Genomic DNA, 17,380 nt, shown 5'->3' with positions numbered 1-17,380 from the left:
CATCGAGGGGACAGAACGTGCTCTTTGGGGACGTCGGTACGGACGCATCGCGGTCGGCGCGCCTGGCGCAGGTGTCTTCTGACCTGTCGGACGATTACATGACCGTGCAACTGCTGGCGGCTGGGCTCGCGCGCATCCAGATGGATCAGTACGGAGCGTTGTGGAGTACTCCATTGCTCGGCGTGGGGAGCGTGGGTCTGCCTTCGGCATGGAACAAGGGTGTGAATCGTCTGTGGTGGCGGACCCTCGAAAGCGGGATGGCTCAGCTGCCCACCCACATGGATGTTTTCGCCTGGTGCACGAGGCCGCTCGGGCAGTGGCCGCTCGTCCTGGGAATCAGCGAGAGCGACAGAGGGCTCCTGCTCGTGGAGGACGGCCGTCCCTCGGCGTTCGCCGATGAGGCCGCCAGGTTGGCCATGGCCAAGGATCCTGAGGCCGAACTGGTCGAGAACCGCTCCTTCGAGCTACTCATGTCCACGGCTGACCGCAACGCCGGCGACGAAGCCAAGGTGCAGGAGAATTATGTGGGGCTGCGCGGATTGCTGATCGACAAGGCGGTTGCCTCCGATCTGGACCTCGCGGCTCTGATTCGACGCTTTCCGGCGAAGAATTCTCATGGCCAGCCGTGGGTGAAGGAGTGGTTTCTGCACGCTTATCAGCATCGTCCCGCCCCCGGGGTGACGGCGCTGGACGTGTGCGACGGATGCGACAACCCGCTGCTGTCGGACAAGCAAGTGCACTGTGGCACTCCGGGGTGCGTTGGCAAGGCTGCACGGCGGACTGTGGAGGCGATGTCTGAGCTGTACGTACAGCGCCAGGCCATTCGCCGCTTCTTCCATGACCCAGGCTTGGCAGAGCGTCGAGTCTTTGATGCGGTACGGCATGCGCTGGGGAAGCTCATGCATCCCTGGTGGTGCATGGACGCTGTGGACTTGGCGATCGACTGGGATGACACCGGCCGCATGGGGGAGGGCGAGTGGTGGGCCGTGGACGTGAAGGACCATGCAAGCGCCGCGCTGCTGGGGCGAAACTTTCGCTGGGACCGCCGGGCTGACGCGCGCCGCCGCTTCCTGGTGCTCGCCCAGCATCGCTTCGAGACGCGGGACTACGTGGCTGACCTGCAAGGAGCCATGGACGGCCGCGTACACGGCGTTGAGGTCGTCGGTGAGAGGGACTTCATCGCTACGGTTCTCCGGCGCGCGTCGGAGCGTGGCTGAATGGCTCGGGACATCTCGGCGTGGAGCGATCGGCTCGAGAAGGAGGCCAAGGCCACGGGCCTGGAACCACTGATGCAGCCGCTCGATCTCCGCGTGTTCTTCCGTGTGGAGCTGGGCCTGTACTTCCTGATCGAGTACTTGCCAGGGCAGTCGGCCACAGTGCTGCGCAAGGTGCTGGACGGCTACCTCAGCGCAGGCCCCGCCACCGCGCCGATGGTGCGCAACCTTCGTCGTCGCATGGGGCCCACGGCCCGGGGTGGGGACTGGAAGGTACGCCTCAACGAGTACTGCAAACTCCCGCTCCACCTGCGGATGTTCGAGCTGGAGAACTCAGAGGCCCGCAGGGTGGTGCATGGCAGTGTCTTCCGTACGCGGGGTAGCGCGGTGCTTCCTGATAGGGCCGAGGCATACCGGGCCGCGCTGCACGATCCCGTGCCTTACGACATGCGCACGGTGCGCGAACCGGCGCCGGCGGGGGTAGATCTCTGGTTCCGGCGTCACGACGGCAAGAAGGAACGCCTGCGCATCCCCGATTGGGTTGCTCTGCCGACGGATACGTCGCTCCTGCAGCCCAAGGAACGGCGCACACGGGTGCCGTTCCAGAATGTGACCGACGACGACCTCAAACAGGCCGCCAAGGAGATGGACCGCCTGCTCGAAGGCGATCCGCGGTACTGCGGCGAGGACTTCTCCGGCCGACTGGAGAACATGGTCTTCGCGAGAGTCGATGCCGAGGCCGGTCTACTTCGGGACGGACTCGGGGTGTTCGGAATCGACGGCGTGGCTCACATCGTCGGCCTGATGAACTCCGGAAAGACCACCTTCAACGACATCCTCGTGAAGATCTCGGCCGATCGGGGCCTCAAGATCGGTTACCTGGTCTCGTCGGTCGGAAACGCTCTGGAGAAGGTTCGTTTCTTCCGGGCCCTCGGTATCCGGGCGGTGCCGCTTATCGGCCGTTCTACACGCGACGAGCATCTGGCGCGGTACTGGGACGACTTGCTGTACGTCGGTGACGGGGACAATGTCGCGCCGCTGCCGGCACAGGTAGATGCGACCGCACCTTTCACTACGGATCTGTGTCCCCTGGAGATGCTCCTCGAACCCTCCGGCCCGGTCACCGAGCCCTTGGCGCCAGAAGACCGGCCTTGCCGGGACGAACTTCGTGTCGTCGGGGCGAAGAAGCGCAAGGAGCGGGTGGACTGCCCCCTGTTGCCGGTATGCCCGTTCCAGAACGCCGCGCGTGGCGTGCCCAACGCCCAGGTGTGGGTCACCACGCCTGCCGCGCTCCTGGCCAGCGCCGCCGAGCCTGCCGCGTACACGGCCCGCTGGATCACCGCCGTTCAGCATGAGCTCGATCTGCTGGTCGTCGACGAGGCCGACCAGGTCATGAGCCAGTTCGACACGAAGTTCCTGCACCATGAGCCGCTGACGCAGCCGGATGGCTGGAGCAGCCGGATTGCGGTGGCCTGGCACGAAGGTCTCGCGACAACCTGGTACCGTCCCGTGGCCCATAAGCATGGGCAGCGTTTTCAGCGGTATGCGACGTACCATTCGCAGGCGCTCGCGGGCCTTCTGCCTCTGTTGATGCTGCCTGCTGACGAGACGGCAGAGGCGAGAGAGTCAGCCAAGGAAGTCCTGGCCGAGACCGTGGACGACGGCCCGTTCAGCGGACACACGTTGCTGACTCGTCTGGCCCGGCTCCTGCACGGAATCGAGGACTATGCCGAGCGCGAGGAAGATTCGGAGCGCTGGGAGGCGGCCGAGCAGTACTTCGACGCCTTCTTTGCCGAGCTGCCCAACGCGCCGTTCGACGCCCCACCGCGCCACATCGCTGAGTTGATCGACTCTATGACCGCCGGCTACGCCGTCGAGCGCACGGCTCAAGAGGTAGCGGAAGAGTGGCTGACCCAGCATGAACCGCCCAGTGCCCCGAGCCGAATGCTCACCCGCCGAGCCGAACTGGCGCGCCTGCTGATCGCCGGGATCTGGGCCGCCCGCGTGACCACATCGTACTTCGAGCTCTCGGCGATGCAGGAGACCCTCCGAGAGGTGATGCCGCTGTCGATGGGCGGTAGTGTCCTTGCCCATCAGCCCCACCCTGAGCTGCGGGCTTTGGTCCCGGAATTGCCCATGGGCAACATGATGGCCCTGCAGTGGACGCCCAGCCGGAAGGGCAGCGGCGGCTCCCTGGACGTGCTGTGGTTGCGCGGTGTGGGCCGCTGGTTGCTGTATCACCTGCACGACATGCTGGCCTGTGAAGGGGTGGAGGGCCCGCACGTCCTGCTCACCTCCGCTACCAGCTACGACCCGTACTCGGCGCGGTACCACATCGACATTGTGCCGTCGCTGATCCTGCGCGAGCCGCCGGAATGCGCGGATGCCCTGCGTGCCAGCAGGTTGCTCTTCCGGCCGCGCAGGAGGCCCGGCCACGAACGGGGCGTGTACGTCTCGGGGGCTGGGGGGCGCCAGGCGCGGCAGAACGCGGTGCGGACCATGACCGACGCGGTGTGCACCCCAGACCCGGGCGCCACCATGTCGCTGCTGGAACAGGCTCTCCAGAGCGCCGACGAGGACCGACGCCGGGCCCTCTTCGTGGTCCTGAGCACACAGGACGCGGAGACCAGCGCCCACTACATGAACACCCGCACTACCGTGACGGCCTGCCACGTAGTCCCCGACAGCCGGCCTCCTGGCCCATACGGTCTCGCGCACCGCCGCATCGCGGAATTCCCCTCTACCCATGCGACCGTGATGGTGGCAGCCGAAGGATCCGTAGGCCGCGGGCACAACATGCTCAATGCCCGTGGCGTCGCCGCGATTTACCCCATCTTCTATCTGACGCGTCTCCACCCGCCGCCAGACGACCTGTCCTTCCCTTTGGCGGTACTGAACTCGCAGGCCATGGTCAGACTGCTCGACCCCGTCCGCTGCGACGTACCTGGCGCCAATCCCACCCTGGAAGTCCGTGCACTCATCCGGCGGGCCCACGCGACTTGGGGCGGCATGATGGGCCGCCCCCTGACCTTCCGCACGCTGCCCACCGAAGACCTGCGCCGGGCATTTGTAGCGGATCAGTTCCACTCCTTCTATCAGACCACCGGCCGCGGAATCCGCGGCAACGTACCCGTCCGCGTCTACCTCCTCGACGCTGCATTCGCCCCCCGTGCCGCCGACCCCCGCGACTCCGCGCTCGATACGGAACGCACCAGCGTCCTGATCGCCGGCCGGGCACTGATGCGCGAACTCCTTGCCGAGCCTGGACCTGGCGCCGATTCCCAGGCTCGAGTCAAGCACGCGATTCACACAGCCGTATGGGGACTGCTCGCCAACCTTCTTGAGAACATCGACTGGGGATGACACGACCGTGACCGAAACCGACTCCGGCACCAAGAAGCCCGCACCACCTCGCTACGAGAACATCCTGACTCCCGCCTTCACCGCCGTCGCGGACAAAGCACTCCCACTTGAACTCCAGACGGCCCCCTTCCCCCGCTCGCTCCTGCCTCGCCTTCAGCGTGCCTGGAGCAGTAAGCCCAAGAACCGCTCGCCCTACTTGCCGACGCGCGGGCTGCGCGAACTGGTGGAGTGCGTTGGATCGGGCGTCCTCGCCGTCGGCAGCGACCTTGAGGCTGACACCTGGCTACACGCAGTACACCCGCCAGAGAACGAACTGCCCCTGCAGCTTGCCCTGGAAGCGTGGATCACCACCGAGGTCGCGCCCCACCAAAGCGACGTCGACTGGTTCTCCCTCATCAAACCCGCATTCCCACTGGAATGGACCCCCAGCACGCTGGACCTGCTGGGCCACGGCAAGGCTCCCAACGGCACAGCGCGACCCCGCAGCCACGTCTACCAACTCCTCCCGTCGTACCTCGCCACCCAGTGGATCGACAACAAATGGACGCTCCCCGGGCAGAAGCAGAATGAGTCCGCCGTCCTCGGACCGATCGGAGAACGAGGCGAACGCAGTGTCTACCTCTGGCCGCCCCGCGAAATCACGGACGACGACGGCGCGTACGGACTGTGGACCCACCAGACCAAGTTCCGCGTCAGGACGATGCCGCACGATAACCGGCTGATCATCCGTGTCACCCCGCACATCACCCGATTCGGCGGCACCACACCTGTCTATATCCCACGCCGCAGCCCAGAGAAGCCCCCGAGCGCTACCGTCCTGCTCTATGTCCCCGGCGGGGTGCTCAGCGGCATCGAGCGCGCACAGTTCCTCCGGGCACCCGTCCTGGCGACCGGCCGCGCGGACAACATGAGCTGGCGCTGGACGCCCGGCATCGCCCGCATCTTCCCGTCCCTTCCCACTTCGCACCTCTACCCGGATCCGAACGCCATCCGCGCAAACCTTCGTGATCACAACGGGCTTGACCTTGACGAGAAAAGCGAGAAGAATCCCGTCGCCCTTCTGCTGCACAGCACCGGCTACACGTACCTCCTGGACGAACCAGATGCCGAAACGGGACGTAAGACCGACGGCCACCCGGCCGAGACGGGGCTGCAGCCGATCGACCATCTGCTTCTGTTTGAAGAGCTGAAGGAGGTGCTGCCCGGCCTGCACCTTGAGCCTGTCAACCCCATTGGCAAGATCCCGCAGCGTCGTGCACCCCGCCTCGAAGCCGCCACGCCGGGCACCATGCACCGCCTCGAGCTGGGTCACACCGCTCCCCGCACCTATGAGGCCGTACACCTGGCCCTGACCGGACTGCTTGGCTACACCCACGCCGGTAGGCGGAACGAGGCCGAACGTGAAGTTCATACCTATCGCGGCGACACCGAGATCCAATTGAGTTTGTTCAACCCCGGCACCCTGGTCTCCGGAATGCCGTGGCCGACTGAGAGAACGCCGGAAGAACGCGGCGAGACCCGGCGCCGGCTCCACGAAGAGCGGACCCGGGCCCTGCGTGAAGCACTCCCGGACGAGGGTCAGCTGACCGGCTCACTGATGGAGATCGGCAAACCCGTCTCCTTCACGGCGGCCCACCAGGACGACCCGAAGCCCCTCCTCAAGAAGGTCCTGCCGACCGTGGGACGTCACGTGCAGTGCCTGCATCCAGTGACCCGTACCGCCAATCCGGACGCTAAGAAGGACGGAGCCAAGCCCTTCCAGGGCTCACAGATCCGTTGCGACGATGTCGAACGCGCTGCTTCCGCGGTACGCGACATCCTCCGGTCCGTAGGACACCTTCCTCAGCTGCCCCGCCCGCGGAACGTCAACGGCCCCTTCGAACTCACCGTCATGCACATCGCACGCTCGCGTGGCGGCCTCGTCCCTCTCCTGCTGCGCGCAACCACGGAAGGCATCGCAACCGCACAACTCGCCCCCACCACCAGCCATCCGCACGAAGCTCCGATGCCCCTGGTCGACCTGCCCCGCGCCTTGGTCGAAGGCCGCGGGCGCATTCGGGCCCGGGACCGCGCGCCCCTTGCCGCATTTCTCACTCACGCTCTCGCGCTGGACAGCAGCGCCGAACGGCTCTTGGTGGTACGCGCTCAGACGCTGCGTAACTCGGAAATCTGGCCGTGGCTGCAGAACGACCACATCTGCCCTGACGCGCTGGTTCCACCGGGCGTCGACTGCGGCGCCGTAGACCCCGCCGCTCGGCGCACCCCAGCCACACTGCCTGGCTTGCGTATCGTTCGTATCAACGACGACTCTGACGAGATCCCTCTCGCCTTCGGAATGAACACGCTGGACGATCCGGAGCCAGAGCGCAACGACGATGTTCTCCCCTATGAATGGGGGCGGTACTCCGGGCTGATCCCTTGGAACGATCGCACCTATCTGGCTGTCAACCCTCGCCCGGACACTCATCAGCTGGCTAAGTCCATCTCGAAGTACCTCGGGGACGACGGCGACATCACTCGCCACGGGGCCAACCCCACGTCGCTGGAGATCCACGTGTCCTTTAAGCAGCCTGCTGACAAGTCAGTCGAACTCGCTGCCTACGTGAATGGGCTGCGCCGCTGCCACCTGCACACCAAGGCGCCTACCCGGCTCCCCTACTTGCTGCACTTGGCACGACTCATGGAGGAGTACATCGACTGAAGTCGTCGCCCTGACGTGCTCTATAGCGGGCGTATGGCGCGACGTTGATCCGGTGGGCGAGTTCCGCTTCAATGTCTAGCCGGTGATCTAGCACCACTTCGCCGATCTGGCAAACATGCAGGTCAAATGGGGTCTGACTCTTCGGGGTCAGGCCCCTTGATCTTTACCGTGCTGGATAGGTGCTGGATTTTCTGACCTCTCGTCACCTGTCATCACCTCTCATATCCGTACCGTGCTGGATTCGTGCTGGGTGTCTGTGCGGCACGCTGGCACGTGTGGGCTGCCTCCCTGCGCTGGTCCTCCGATGTGGTCGGCGAATTGTCAGTGCTGCCTTCTAGGATCGTCTCGACAGCTGCACCGGCGAGCAGACACAGCAGTGGAGGGGCGGAATGGGGTCATCTCAGGGGGTCGGGCGCGTCACGGCGCCCGAACCGACGATTGTGCCGATCTCGACGCTCGCGCACCGCGTGCTGTCCGGGGAGATCGTTCTGCCGAAGTACCAGCGGGCGTTCGTGTGGGAGCCGGAGCAGGTGCTCTATCTGCTGGACTCGGTCCGCCGGAACTATCCCATCGGCAGTCTGCTGATGTGGCGTACGTCCGACCGGAAGCTGGCCAGCGGTCACGAGATCGCAGGGCTGACTGCTGCCCCGCCGGTTTCCGGGGCTCCGGTGCAGTACGTCATCGACGGCCAGCAGCGGTTGGCGAGCATCGTGGGCGCGATGCACGGCGAGGGGGCACGGTGGAACATCGGATTCGACCTGGCCCGTGAGGAGTTCCTGTACCTCACGGAGGAGTCCCCGGCTGGTGCGCACGTCATTCCCATGCGCGATTTGGACTCGGCCAGCTCGATGATGGCCTGGGTGATGCGAGACAAGCCGACGGAAGAACACGTCGGGCGGGCCCAGGCCCTCAGCGACCAGTTCCGCGGTTATCAGGTACCGGTGGTGACCATGCTCGAGGTCACGGAAGAGGACTCCGCCCGTATCTTTGAGCGGATCAACAGCACGGGTACACGGATGGATATCGTTGACCTAGTGCGCGCGGGCACCTGGTCGAAGGACTTCGATCTCAAGGAGGAGATCGAGCAGCTACTGCGAGTCCTCGACCGGAAGCGGTACGGCCGCGTCGACACCAAGACGATGCTCCGCACAATCTCCGCAGCCGCTGGCCTGGGGTTCTCCACAAAGTCCATTCAGGACCTGCGGCGTCTCGACCGCGCGGAGTTGCAGGACGCCGTGAGCGAGGCGGGCAAGGCCGCCGCTCGGGCGGTCGACTTCCTCTACACCCAGATCCGCACTCCTCGCGCTGAGGCTCTGCCGTACTACAACCAGTTCGCGGTCCTGGTGGAGCTGTTCCGACGGCTCCCGAAGCCGTCTGCCGATCAGTACGCGGCGATCGCCCGGTGGTTCTGGCTGACGGCGAGCAGCGAGTACTTCAAGGGCTGGCGCGAGTCTCAGATGACGGCGGACCTCGACGCGGTGAGCGCCTTCGCCGACGGCCAGGCGACGGAGATCGAGACGGGGGCGGCGCTGCCGCGCGACGTGCTCTGGCAGCGGACCCAGTTTTCCCGCGCCAACGCGCCGACCAAGCTGCACGTCCTGCTCATGTCGTACGAGAAGCCGGTAGACCTCAACACCGGGCAGGCCATCGACACTGACAAGGCGCTGGCCGGGCAGAACGACAAGCAGTTCCACCACTTCTTCCCGCGCGCCTTTTTGAAGCGGCGCGGAGTGAGCGCGGCTCGGGCGAACGTGTGCGGAAATCTGATCATGTTGAGCGCGATCACCAATAACAACGTCTCCGACTCTCCGCCCTCCGTGTATTTGCGGGACCTGATCGACTGGCATGGTGAGGACACTCTGCGGGCTCGGCTGCGGACCTGTCTTATCGAGGAGGATGCCTATCAGGCTGCCCTGCGGGATGACTACGAGGGCTTCCTTAAGGCTCGCGCGCGGACCCTGCATGCGCGTCTGATCGACCTGATCGGATCGGCGGCCGAGGGCAGCGACGGCTCCGGGCCGGACGTCACGTCGATGGGAACCGAGGAATCCGAGGAGCCCGACCCCGTACCTGATGACGCGGAGCCGTTCGACCGGGACTCGGTCGACTGAGCCGGGCCTGATCGGCATGCGCATGAGGGAGGTCCCGGCACAGGATCGGCCACGAGAACGGCTGCTCGACCGGGGTGCGGAGGCGCTGTCTGACCGGGAGCTCCTTGCACTGCTGCTGGGGGCGGGCCTGGCCGGCCAGGACGCCGTGGAGCTGGCGGGACGGTTGATCGCCCGGCACGGTGGCCTGCACGCGCTCTCGCGCGTGCCAGCCTATGAGCTTGCTGCCGGGCTGCCGGGTGTGGGCCCGGCTAAGGCGGCGCGGGTCGCGGCGGCGTTCCAGTTGGGACGGCGGGTTGCGGTCCAGCAGGCTCCCGGCCTGCGGCGAATCTCAGGCTCCGCCGACCTGGCAGCCGTCGCGAGCCCTCTCCTCCGTGGCCTGCGCCATGAACGCGCGGTTCTGGTGACCTGCGATGGGACGGGCGCGGTCCTCCGTACCTCCGTCCTCACCGACGGCGCGTCCGACCGCACTCTCGTCCCGGTCCGTGACACCCTCGCCCGCGTTCTCGCCCTCGGCGGTGCCGCGTTCGGCGTCGCCCACAACCACCCCACCGGCCGCCTGACGCCGAGCGAGGTCGACCGCCTCACGACATCCCGCCTTACGGCGGGGGCTCAGGCGGTCGGTCTGCGGTTCCTCGACCACGTGGTGGTCACTGATGCGGGATGGCGGCGGGTCCCACCCGATTGACCCGTCTACAGGCGCCCGGAGAAGGCGGCGTCGAGCAGGCCCTTACGCAGCACCTCCAGTTCGGCGATCTGTTGGGCGCCAGCCTCGGCGACCCGTCGGGCGAGCGTGAGGCGTTCCGCGATGCGGCGCTGTTCCGGCAGCGGAGGGAGCGGGACCTCCGTGGAGAGCAGGGTGGCGGGGGTGGTGCGCTTTCGTCGCACCATCGAGCCGCGAGGCGTCAGCCTGGACCACAGTTCCGGCCACGAGAGTAGGTGGCCGATGTACTCGGGGTCCGCGGCCTCGGTGTTCAGGCCGAAGACCGGGTACTCGGGTGAGACGTATGTACCCGAGAAGCTCTCGTCGACGACAGCCAGCGCGCCTTCCCATGCGTTCAGCTTGCTCATCACGACTTGGCCCTTACGCAGGCGCGCGAATCGCGGGTACGCGGTCTCGGAGCCCTGAATGACGGGACGCTTGATGAGCCCCTTGCCAAAGCTGTAGATGCCAGTGACGGCGTATTTCTCGTCCGATGAGACGTCGACGAAGTCCTGGTCGACGCGCAGAGCGGAGGCGAGGGTCGCAACCTGGCCAACAGAACGGAGGAGCGAATCCGCGTGCTGCTGCACGAGCACGTCCGACTCCTTCTTCAGCTGCACCACTCGGCTAGCAGTGCCCATCGCCGCGTCCAGCTTGTCGGCGATGCGGCGTTGCTCCCTGGGATGAGGCAGCGGGCATCTGATCTCCTCGAAGGCCCTGATGCTCAGGGTTCGATTTCTGTCGGCTGACCCACGTGACGCCTTACCGATCTCCCCCAGGCCCTGCCTCGTAAGGAAGAAGTAGCGCATGTATCGGACATCCGCCTCCTCCCCTCTTGGTACGTAAAAAAGGAATCGACTGGAGGCGACGCATTCTGCATCCTCTTCGTCCGTAACCCCGACTGCCCCTTCCCAAGCCTTGATGTTGCTCAGAACGAGCGCATTGGAATTGAAGCTGAAGTGTGGAAGCTTGGTCAGACGGCTCCCAATCGTTGGCGCGTACCGGATCGTGCCGCGCCCGAACGATCTCATCCCGAAGGCTCGGTACTCATGCTCGGGCTGAATATCGACGGGTCGCCGATCCATCCGCAACACGTCACCTACTCGCACAACCTGGTTCACCTCGCCGCCCCCAGATTTGACCGAAGCCCCTTCAGCAATTCGAGGATCTCTTCCTCCGTCTTCACCAGCTCGTCCACCAGCTCCTCCGGAGTGCGGTGAGCCAGCTCATCTCCGATGTGTGGGTTGGCGCGGTCGAGGTTGTAGCCGTCGGCGATGATCTCCGCCGCCGGGACCGACCACGCGCGCTCTCCCGCCTCGCGGCCTTCGCGCGTCTTGCCACCCCACCAGGCCACGCAGTCGTCGTACTCCTCCAAGCGCTGCGGCTTCGTCTTGGTGTAACTGCGACGGCCCTCCGGGAGGGGGATCTCGTAGAACCAGACGTCCCGCGTGGGGCCGGTCTTCTCGAAGAAGAGGATGTTGGACGGGATCTGGGTGTACGGCGCGAAGACGCCCTGCGGAAGGCGGACGACGGTGTGCAGGTTGCACTCCTTCATCAGCTTCTTCTTGATCTTCGCGCCGATCGAGTTCTCGCCGGAGGCGAAGAGTGAACCGTTCGGCAGGACGATGGCGCACCGGCCGTCCAGCTTCAGTTGGTCCAGGATCGAGTACAGGAACAGCCAGGCCGTCTCCTGCGTCTGGAAGGCGGATGGGAAGGCCGTCACCACCGACGACTCCTCCTCCCCGCCGAACGGCGGGTTGGTGAGGACTACGTCGACTTTGTCCGCCGCCTGCGAATTCCGCATGGTGAGGAGCGCGTTCTCGCGCCGGAGGCGGGGGGCGTGAACGCCGTGGAGAAGCAGGTTCATTGAGGCCAACAGATACGGCAAAGGTTTCTTCTCGATGCCCTTGAGATTCGCGTGGAGCTCGCGCTGCTGCGTGTCGGTCTTCACCCTCCCCTCCAGTTCCTCGTGCGCCTGCACTAGGAATCCACCGGTCCCGCAGGCCGGATCGAGGATCGTCTCGCCGAGTTCGAGGAACGACTGCCGCACCATGAAGCGGTTGACGGGACGCGGCGTGTAGAACTCGCCAGAGTCGCCGGCCGCGTCGCGCATCTCCCGCAGGATCGACTCGTAGACGAACGCCATGGTGTGGATGTCGTCATGCGAGGTGAAGTGGATCTTGTTGACGATGTTCACGAGGTCACGCAGCAGTGTTCCCGACTGCATGCGGTTGACGACGTCCTTGAAGATCAGCGAGATGACGTTGCGCGGGTCCTCCGCCCCCCGGTCGGCCTCCTTGTCCAGGCCCGCTAGGTAGGGGATCAGCTCGTCGTTGACGAAGGTCTTCAGCTCGTTGCCGCTGAGGTCCTCGTCCGTCGCCCAGTTCGTCCAGCGGTAGGGCTTCTCGATCGCCCGGTGGTATCCGCTCGGGTCCAGCGCCTCGCCCTCCTCCTCGACGCGCTCCTCGAACGCCTTGAGGAACAGGAGCCAGGACAGCTGCGGCAACCGGTCCAGATCGCCGTTCATGCCGGCGTCCTTGCGCATGGTGTCGCGCGCGGACTTGATCAGGGACGCGAGGCGAGCCTGAGTGGTGACGGGTGCCTTCTCCGCCGCTTTCCTTTTGGTTGCTGCCATGTCAGTTCAGTTGGTCCTTCTGCTCGTTCCGTCCAGGAAATGCGGTGTCTCCGTCGCCCGCCCCGGCGTCTTCGGCAAGCGTCCGAGCCCACAACTCGCGGACCAAGGCCATCGCGGCGTCGAGGGTCGGTGGAATGTTGGTCGCCAACTGCTCGGCAATCTCCGGATAGTCGTCCCGCCACCGCGGCGGCGGGTCAGGAAGCACGAGGGGAACCTCGTGCGTGGCCCGTACCGTAAACACGTGTCGCACGGCCTTCAACAGGTCCATGTCGCCGGAGAGCCCGCTCTCGATCAGGAGCACGAGGTCCACCAGATCCTTGACCCGGGTATTGGGCCGATCGCCGTAGTCGCGGGTGAGCGCGTGGAGTTTCTCTGCGAAGTGCTGGCGCCGGTCGACCGCCTCGATCGCCCGCGCCGGCGCCCCGGCGAACTCCAGTGTGTTGGGAAGGGGTAGGCGCTCAGTGAGTGTGATCTCTTTGCCACGGTCGACCACGTCCACTCTGACACCGGCGAAGACCTTCCCCGCCAGGTGCGCCTCGACGGAGAAGCGCCATCCACCCCGTCCGGCGACGTCCGCCTTCAGGGCCGCCGGTGCGGCGACACGGAACCGGAATCCATCGGCGTCAAGGTCGCAATCCAGTGCCTCGATGAGCAGGTCGCGGACCGCGTCCCCGTCAAGACCTACGCCGATCGGCTCAGGCCGTACGGCCAAGTCGAGGTCCTTGGTGGTACGCGCGCGCCCGGTGAAGCGGAACTCCATGACGGCACCGCCCTTCAGTACCCACCCGCCAGCGCGGTCCTCGACCAGCCGCGCCGCGAGGCGGTCGAAGACGACCAGCCGTCGGCGTCGAGCCGGGTCCGTACCGGTCTCGGCGGCCTCCTGCTTGAGTCGCGCCTCCAGCGCCTTCCTCAGTTCCGCCGCATCCCGGTACCGTCCGGTCATGAGAGAGCTCCGAGTGCGCGTTCGACCCCCAGCTCGGAACGTGGTCCGCAGAGCTGGGCTGCGTGCAGCAGCTTTCGACGGGTGATCATTCCGCGCTCCAGGGCTTCGGACACCGCGGATTCGAGCACGTCCTGGTCCTCCCCGTCGGCAGCAGCCTCCGCCAGCGCCCTCAGCGGCGTCGTCACCCGGTACCCGGTACGCCCCTCACTGTCTCCATCGGCGAGGTCGGCATGGTGCAGGATCACCGCGTCAGTGGTCTGTCGGAAGGCGCGCGGCACGGTGAGATGGATGCGGGAGGGGTTGGCTACGCCCAGATCATGGGCCGCCAGTGCGCTGGCGTGGGAGATTACCGCGCGTCCCCTGCTCCACAGCGACCAGCGGACGAACTGCTCGTCGCCTTCGCTCGGAAGGTCCGCGAACTCGCGGAAGCGGTAGATGGCCCGGTCGACCGCGAGCCAGTTGCCGTGCTGCGCGTGGTAACGCTGGGCCTGGTACGAGTACCCCGCCTTACGGGCCTGAGCGGCGGTGAAGTACCCCCGCTGTCCGGCGGCGATCCGCCAGAGCACAGCCCGGGTGTCCGTACGATCTCTGAGCACCTCTCCAGCGTACAGGACTGAAAACACAAAGCTGGCTTTACTTCAATGCGCTGTGTCAACATCAAAGTAAAGCCAGTTTATACTTCTACGCTTCGACCCAGGTCAGACCGCGGTGAGTAGTCGGGCCGCCAGATCGTCGATGGCCTGATGTGCTTTCCCCGGCTCTCCGAATCGGCTGGTCAGCTCCGTCACCCTTCCCATCTCGGTGAATGGCGGAACCCTGAGCGTCTCCACCTTCAGTTGCGGCGACCCTGACTCCTCGAACTTGAGGAGCATTGCTTCGAGTACCTCCCTGGCCCGATCCCCGAAGGAGTCCAGGAACTCCGCGTGCTCCCGGCGAAACCACGTCAGCCGTTCGTCCCGGCTCACGACGGCGAGCCCCTCCCAGGCCACGGACACCAGCAGGTCCACGGGGTCCACCTCCCGCATGCCCAACTCCTCAGGCAGACGCTCCACGTCGATCTGTGCCGACTTCAGCGCCGCCATCAGAGCGGCACGGCTCTTTGCCTGCGCCCACTGAGTACGCAACTGGGCCGGATCGAGATCGAGTTCCAGCACCCGGTCGTGCACCCACTGTTGCACGGTCACGAGTTGGAGTCGCTTTCCGTCGTCCTTGAGGATGTACCGCAGCTCACCCACCTTGTAGACGTCGACATCTTTGACTGTGAACCGGTTCCTGGAGCGGGAAAGAATCCTGTCGATCTCCTCCTCGTCGGTGATGTCGCCGTCCTGCGCTCCGGCCGCGGAGTCGCCATCAGCGTCGAAAGCACCGCCGTCCTGTTGGGTGTACTCCGCCTGCGGCTCAGCGGCGGACTCTGCGTCCACATCCGGCTCGGACTCAGACGCAGGGGTCAGATCCTCCGAGTCCACTACCTCCCCCCGATCGTCGGTCCAGTCCCGGACCACCTTGAGCGGCGGTCCATCGAAGGCCGGATCGTCGAAGAGCCGTGACGCCTCGACGAAGTCGATGATGTCGAACGACTCCTTGCCGATCTCCGGGCAGAGTCGAGTGCCCCTGCCGATGACCTGCTTGAACTCCGGCATGGAGGCCATGCGCCGGAACAGCACCACATTCCGCACGGGTGGCATGTCCACTCCCGTCGACAGCAGCTTCGACGTCACCGCGATGACCGGCTCGTTGCTGTCCGCCTTGCGGAACTCCTCCAGCGCTTCGCCACCGTGCGACCCGTCGTCTCCGACGATGCGCCGCACGAAGTCCGGGAGCGCGGCGATCTCCTCGGGGGCGGCGTTGAACAACGCGGTCCGCATTCGGGCCGCGTGGTCGTTGTTCTCGCAGAAGACGAGGGTCTTGCCGAGCCGCCCCTCCTCGGCAGTGGCGCGCAGATGGTCGAGGAGGTACCGCGCCGCCAACTCGGTCCGCTCGAGGATCACCATGACCCGTTCGTAATCTTTGGGGCCGTAGAGATCGTCTGGGATCTCTCGGCCGTAGATGTCCTTCTCACCCGGCTGCGGCCGGTAACCCTCCACGTCCACGTTCAGCCGGACCCTGCGCAGTCGGTACGGCGAGAGGAATCCGTCCTCGATGCCGTCCTTGAGCGAGTACGTGAAGGCGGGGTTGCCGAAGTACTCGTACGTGTCGGTCTTCCGCTTGTCATCGGCGACCGGCGTGGCTGTGAGGCCGATCTGCACAGCCGGCGAGAAGTGTTGGAGGATCCTCCGCCAGCGACCGTCACTGGCGGCGCTCCCTCGGTGGCACTCGTCCACGATGACGACGTCGAAGTAGTCCTCCGGGTACCGCCGGTATAGCTCCTCTCCTGGCGCACCCTGCTCCAGGGTCTGGTAGAGGGCGAAGTAGACCTTCCGTCCGCGCTTGGCCTCGCCTCCCGTGATCTTGTGGACGTCGTCCTTCCCGAACACTTCCTGGAAGTAACGGTCTTTGGGATCGTCGACGAGCATGTTGCGGTCCGCGAGGTACAGCACACGCGGCTTCCGGCCACCGAATGCCTCGGGCGCGTTCATCAGCCGCGCCACCAGCTGGAGCGCGAGCATGGTCTTTCCGGTACCCGTCGCCAGGACGAGCAGGATGCGCCGCTCGTCGCGGGCCAGAGCGGCCAAGGCCCTTGTCACGGCCACCCGCTGGTAGTAGCGCGGCCGCTGTGATGTGCTGTCGGAGTTGCGCAGCGTGTAGTCGTACGGGGTCGAGAGGAGTCGCTCGCCAAGTGGCGTGTCACTCACACCCTGGTCTTGAAGAAACCGCCCCCAGAGCTCCTGCGGCGAGGGGAACTCCTGGATGTCCCGGATCGCCGGCTGCTTCGGGTTGCTGAAGTCGATCTCCACGATGTCACGCCCGTTGGTGGCGTAGGCGAATCGCAGCCCCAACTTGCGCGCGTACCGCCGCGCCTGCTCGACCCCGTTCTCCACACTGAGCCGGTATCGTTTGGCCTCCACCACGGCGATCGGAACGTCCGCGACGTACTCCAGGACATAGTCGGCAACCAGCGGCCTTCCCTTACGGTGACGCCTCTTGGTCGGCACTAGTTGTCCGTTGTTGATCCCGTACTGGGACCTGATCTGCCGGGTGGCCCACCCGGAGGCCGCGAGTGCCGGAAGGACGAACCGCTTGCACGTCTCGTCCTCGGTCAACTGATTCGAACCGAAGGTCATGGGATCAGGTTTACTGCATGTCTCTGACGGTTGAGACGGGAGAACGGAATCAGCCACTGCTCCGGCCGGTTTTCCTCTGGGTTGCCACGTTCGGCAGCGTCACGGGAGTCCGTGGTCGGGCTGGTCGGCGGTCCGCGAAGGCCCCTGCACTCGTTACGGCACCTCGCCGCTTGAACGCGTTTGCAAACGATGCCTTGTTCCACGAGGTCTCTCGGTGGCTCGGTCACGAGCCGACCAAAGTGTCTGCGGACATCTACAGCCCCCTGATCTCCGAGGCATGGGACCGTTACGCCCGGCCGTGGCAGACACGGAGTGACTTCGTCAGTAGCGTGACGGACTGGATGAGCTGGATAAGTTTCGACGGTGCTGGATCGGTGCTGGATGCCCGCGCATTTCTGCAGGTCAAAGCCTCGTCGTGGAGTTCCGGTTCAACGTGTAATCGTCCCGTTACTGTATGTTGGTCGTTTCGTCAAACGTGCCAGTCAGAAGGGG

General features: G+C 65.5%; 10 protein-coding genes. 5 read left to right on the top strand and 5 right to left on the bottom strand.

All coding sequences use genetic code 11. The features are described from left to right. The first annotated feature begins 17 nt into the window (after nucleotides 1–17). From AC5P1B_RS25405 to AC5P1B_RS25385, 5 genes are all read left to right on the top strand, one after another. Nucleotides 18–1,217, top strand: a complete 1,200-nt coding sequence (locus tag AC5P1B_RS25405) for a restriction endonuclease-related protein (RefSeq protein WP_493889963.1) — start codon at nucleotides 18–20, stop codon at nucleotides 1,215–1,217. After that, nucleotides 1,218–4,577 (top strand): pPIWI_RE_Z domain-containing protein, encoded by a 3,360-nt coding sequence (locus AC5P1B_RS25400; protein ID WP_493889961.1) that lies wholly within the window; start codon nucleotides 1,218–1,220, stop codon nucleotides 4,575–4,577. Nucleotides 4,578–4,584: 7 nt separating this feature from the next. Next, nucleotides 4,585–7,278 carry an RNaseH domain-containing protein gene (locus tag AC5P1B_RS25395; protein WP_493889960.1) on the top strand — a complete coding sequence of 898 codons (2,694 nt, stop codon included), beginning with the start codon at nucleotides 4,585–4,587 and terminating at the stop codon, nucleotides 7,276–7,278. A 389-nt stretch (nucleotides 7,279–7,667) separates the two neighbouring features. After that, on the top strand, nucleotides 7,668–9,389 hold the full coding sequence (locus tag AC5P1B_RS25390; RefSeq protein ID WP_493889958.1) for a GmrSD restriction endonuclease domain-containing protein: 1,722 nt from the start codon (nucleotides 7,668–7,670) through the stop codon (nucleotides 9,387–9,389). Between the two features lie 22 nt (nucleotides 9,390–9,411). Further along, entirely contained in the window at nucleotides 9,412–10,074 is a 663-nt protein-coding gene (locus tag AC5P1B_RS25385; protein ID WP_493889957.1) for a JAB domain-containing protein, read from the top strand. Nucleotides 10,075–10,079: 5 nt separating this feature from the next. Here the strand turns inward: AC5P1B_RS25385 and AC5P1B_RS25380 are convergent, their stop codons facing one another. The 5 genes from AC5P1B_RS25380 to hsdR all read right to left on the bottom strand — a co-directional run bounded on the left by AC5P1B_RS25380 (nucleotide 10,080) and on the right by hsdR (nucleotide 16,888). Further along, nucleotides 10,080–11,210, bottom strand: coding sequence for a restriction endonuclease subunit S (locus AC5P1B_RS25380; protein ID WP_493889956.1), 1,131 nt, complete (start codon nucleotides 11,208–11,210; stop codon nucleotides 10,080–10,082). Further along, nucleotides 11,207–12,724, bottom strand: a complete 1,518-nt coding sequence (locus AC5P1B_RS25375; protein ID WP_493889954.1) for a class I SAM-dependent DNA methyltransferase — start codon at nucleotides 12,722–12,724, stop codon at nucleotides 11,207–11,209. The genes AC5P1B_RS25380 and AC5P1B_RS25375 overlap by 4 nt, the downstream gene beginning before the upstream one ends. Nucleotide 12,725: 1 nt before the next feature. Next, nucleotides 12,726–13,667, bottom strand: a complete 942-nt coding sequence (locus tag AC5P1B_RS25370) for a nucleotidyl transferase AbiEii/AbiGii toxin family protein (protein ID WP_493889952.1) — start codon at nucleotides 13,665–13,667, stop codon at nucleotides 12,726–12,728. Continuing rightward, entirely contained in the window at nucleotides 13,664–14,263 is a 600-nt protein-coding gene (locus AC5P1B_RS25365; RefSeq protein WP_493889951.1) for a type IV toxin-antitoxin system AbiEi family antitoxin domain-containing protein, read from the bottom strand. The genes AC5P1B_RS25370 and AC5P1B_RS25365 overlap by 4 nt, the downstream gene beginning before the upstream one ends. Nucleotides 14,264–14,365: 102 nt before the next feature. Beyond that, entirely contained in the window at nucleotides 14,366–16,888 is a 2,523-nt protein-coding gene (gene hsdR / locus AC5P1B_RS25360) for an EcoAI/FtnUII family type I restriction enzme subunit R (protein ID WP_493889949.1), read from the bottom strand. Nucleotides 16,889–17,380 lie beyond the last annotated feature (492 nt).

This window comes from Streptomyces sp. A01, from assembly GCF_059026195.1.
Note: the sequence above shows the minus strand (reverse complement) of the source record. Positions and strands in the feature narration are given on the sequence as shown.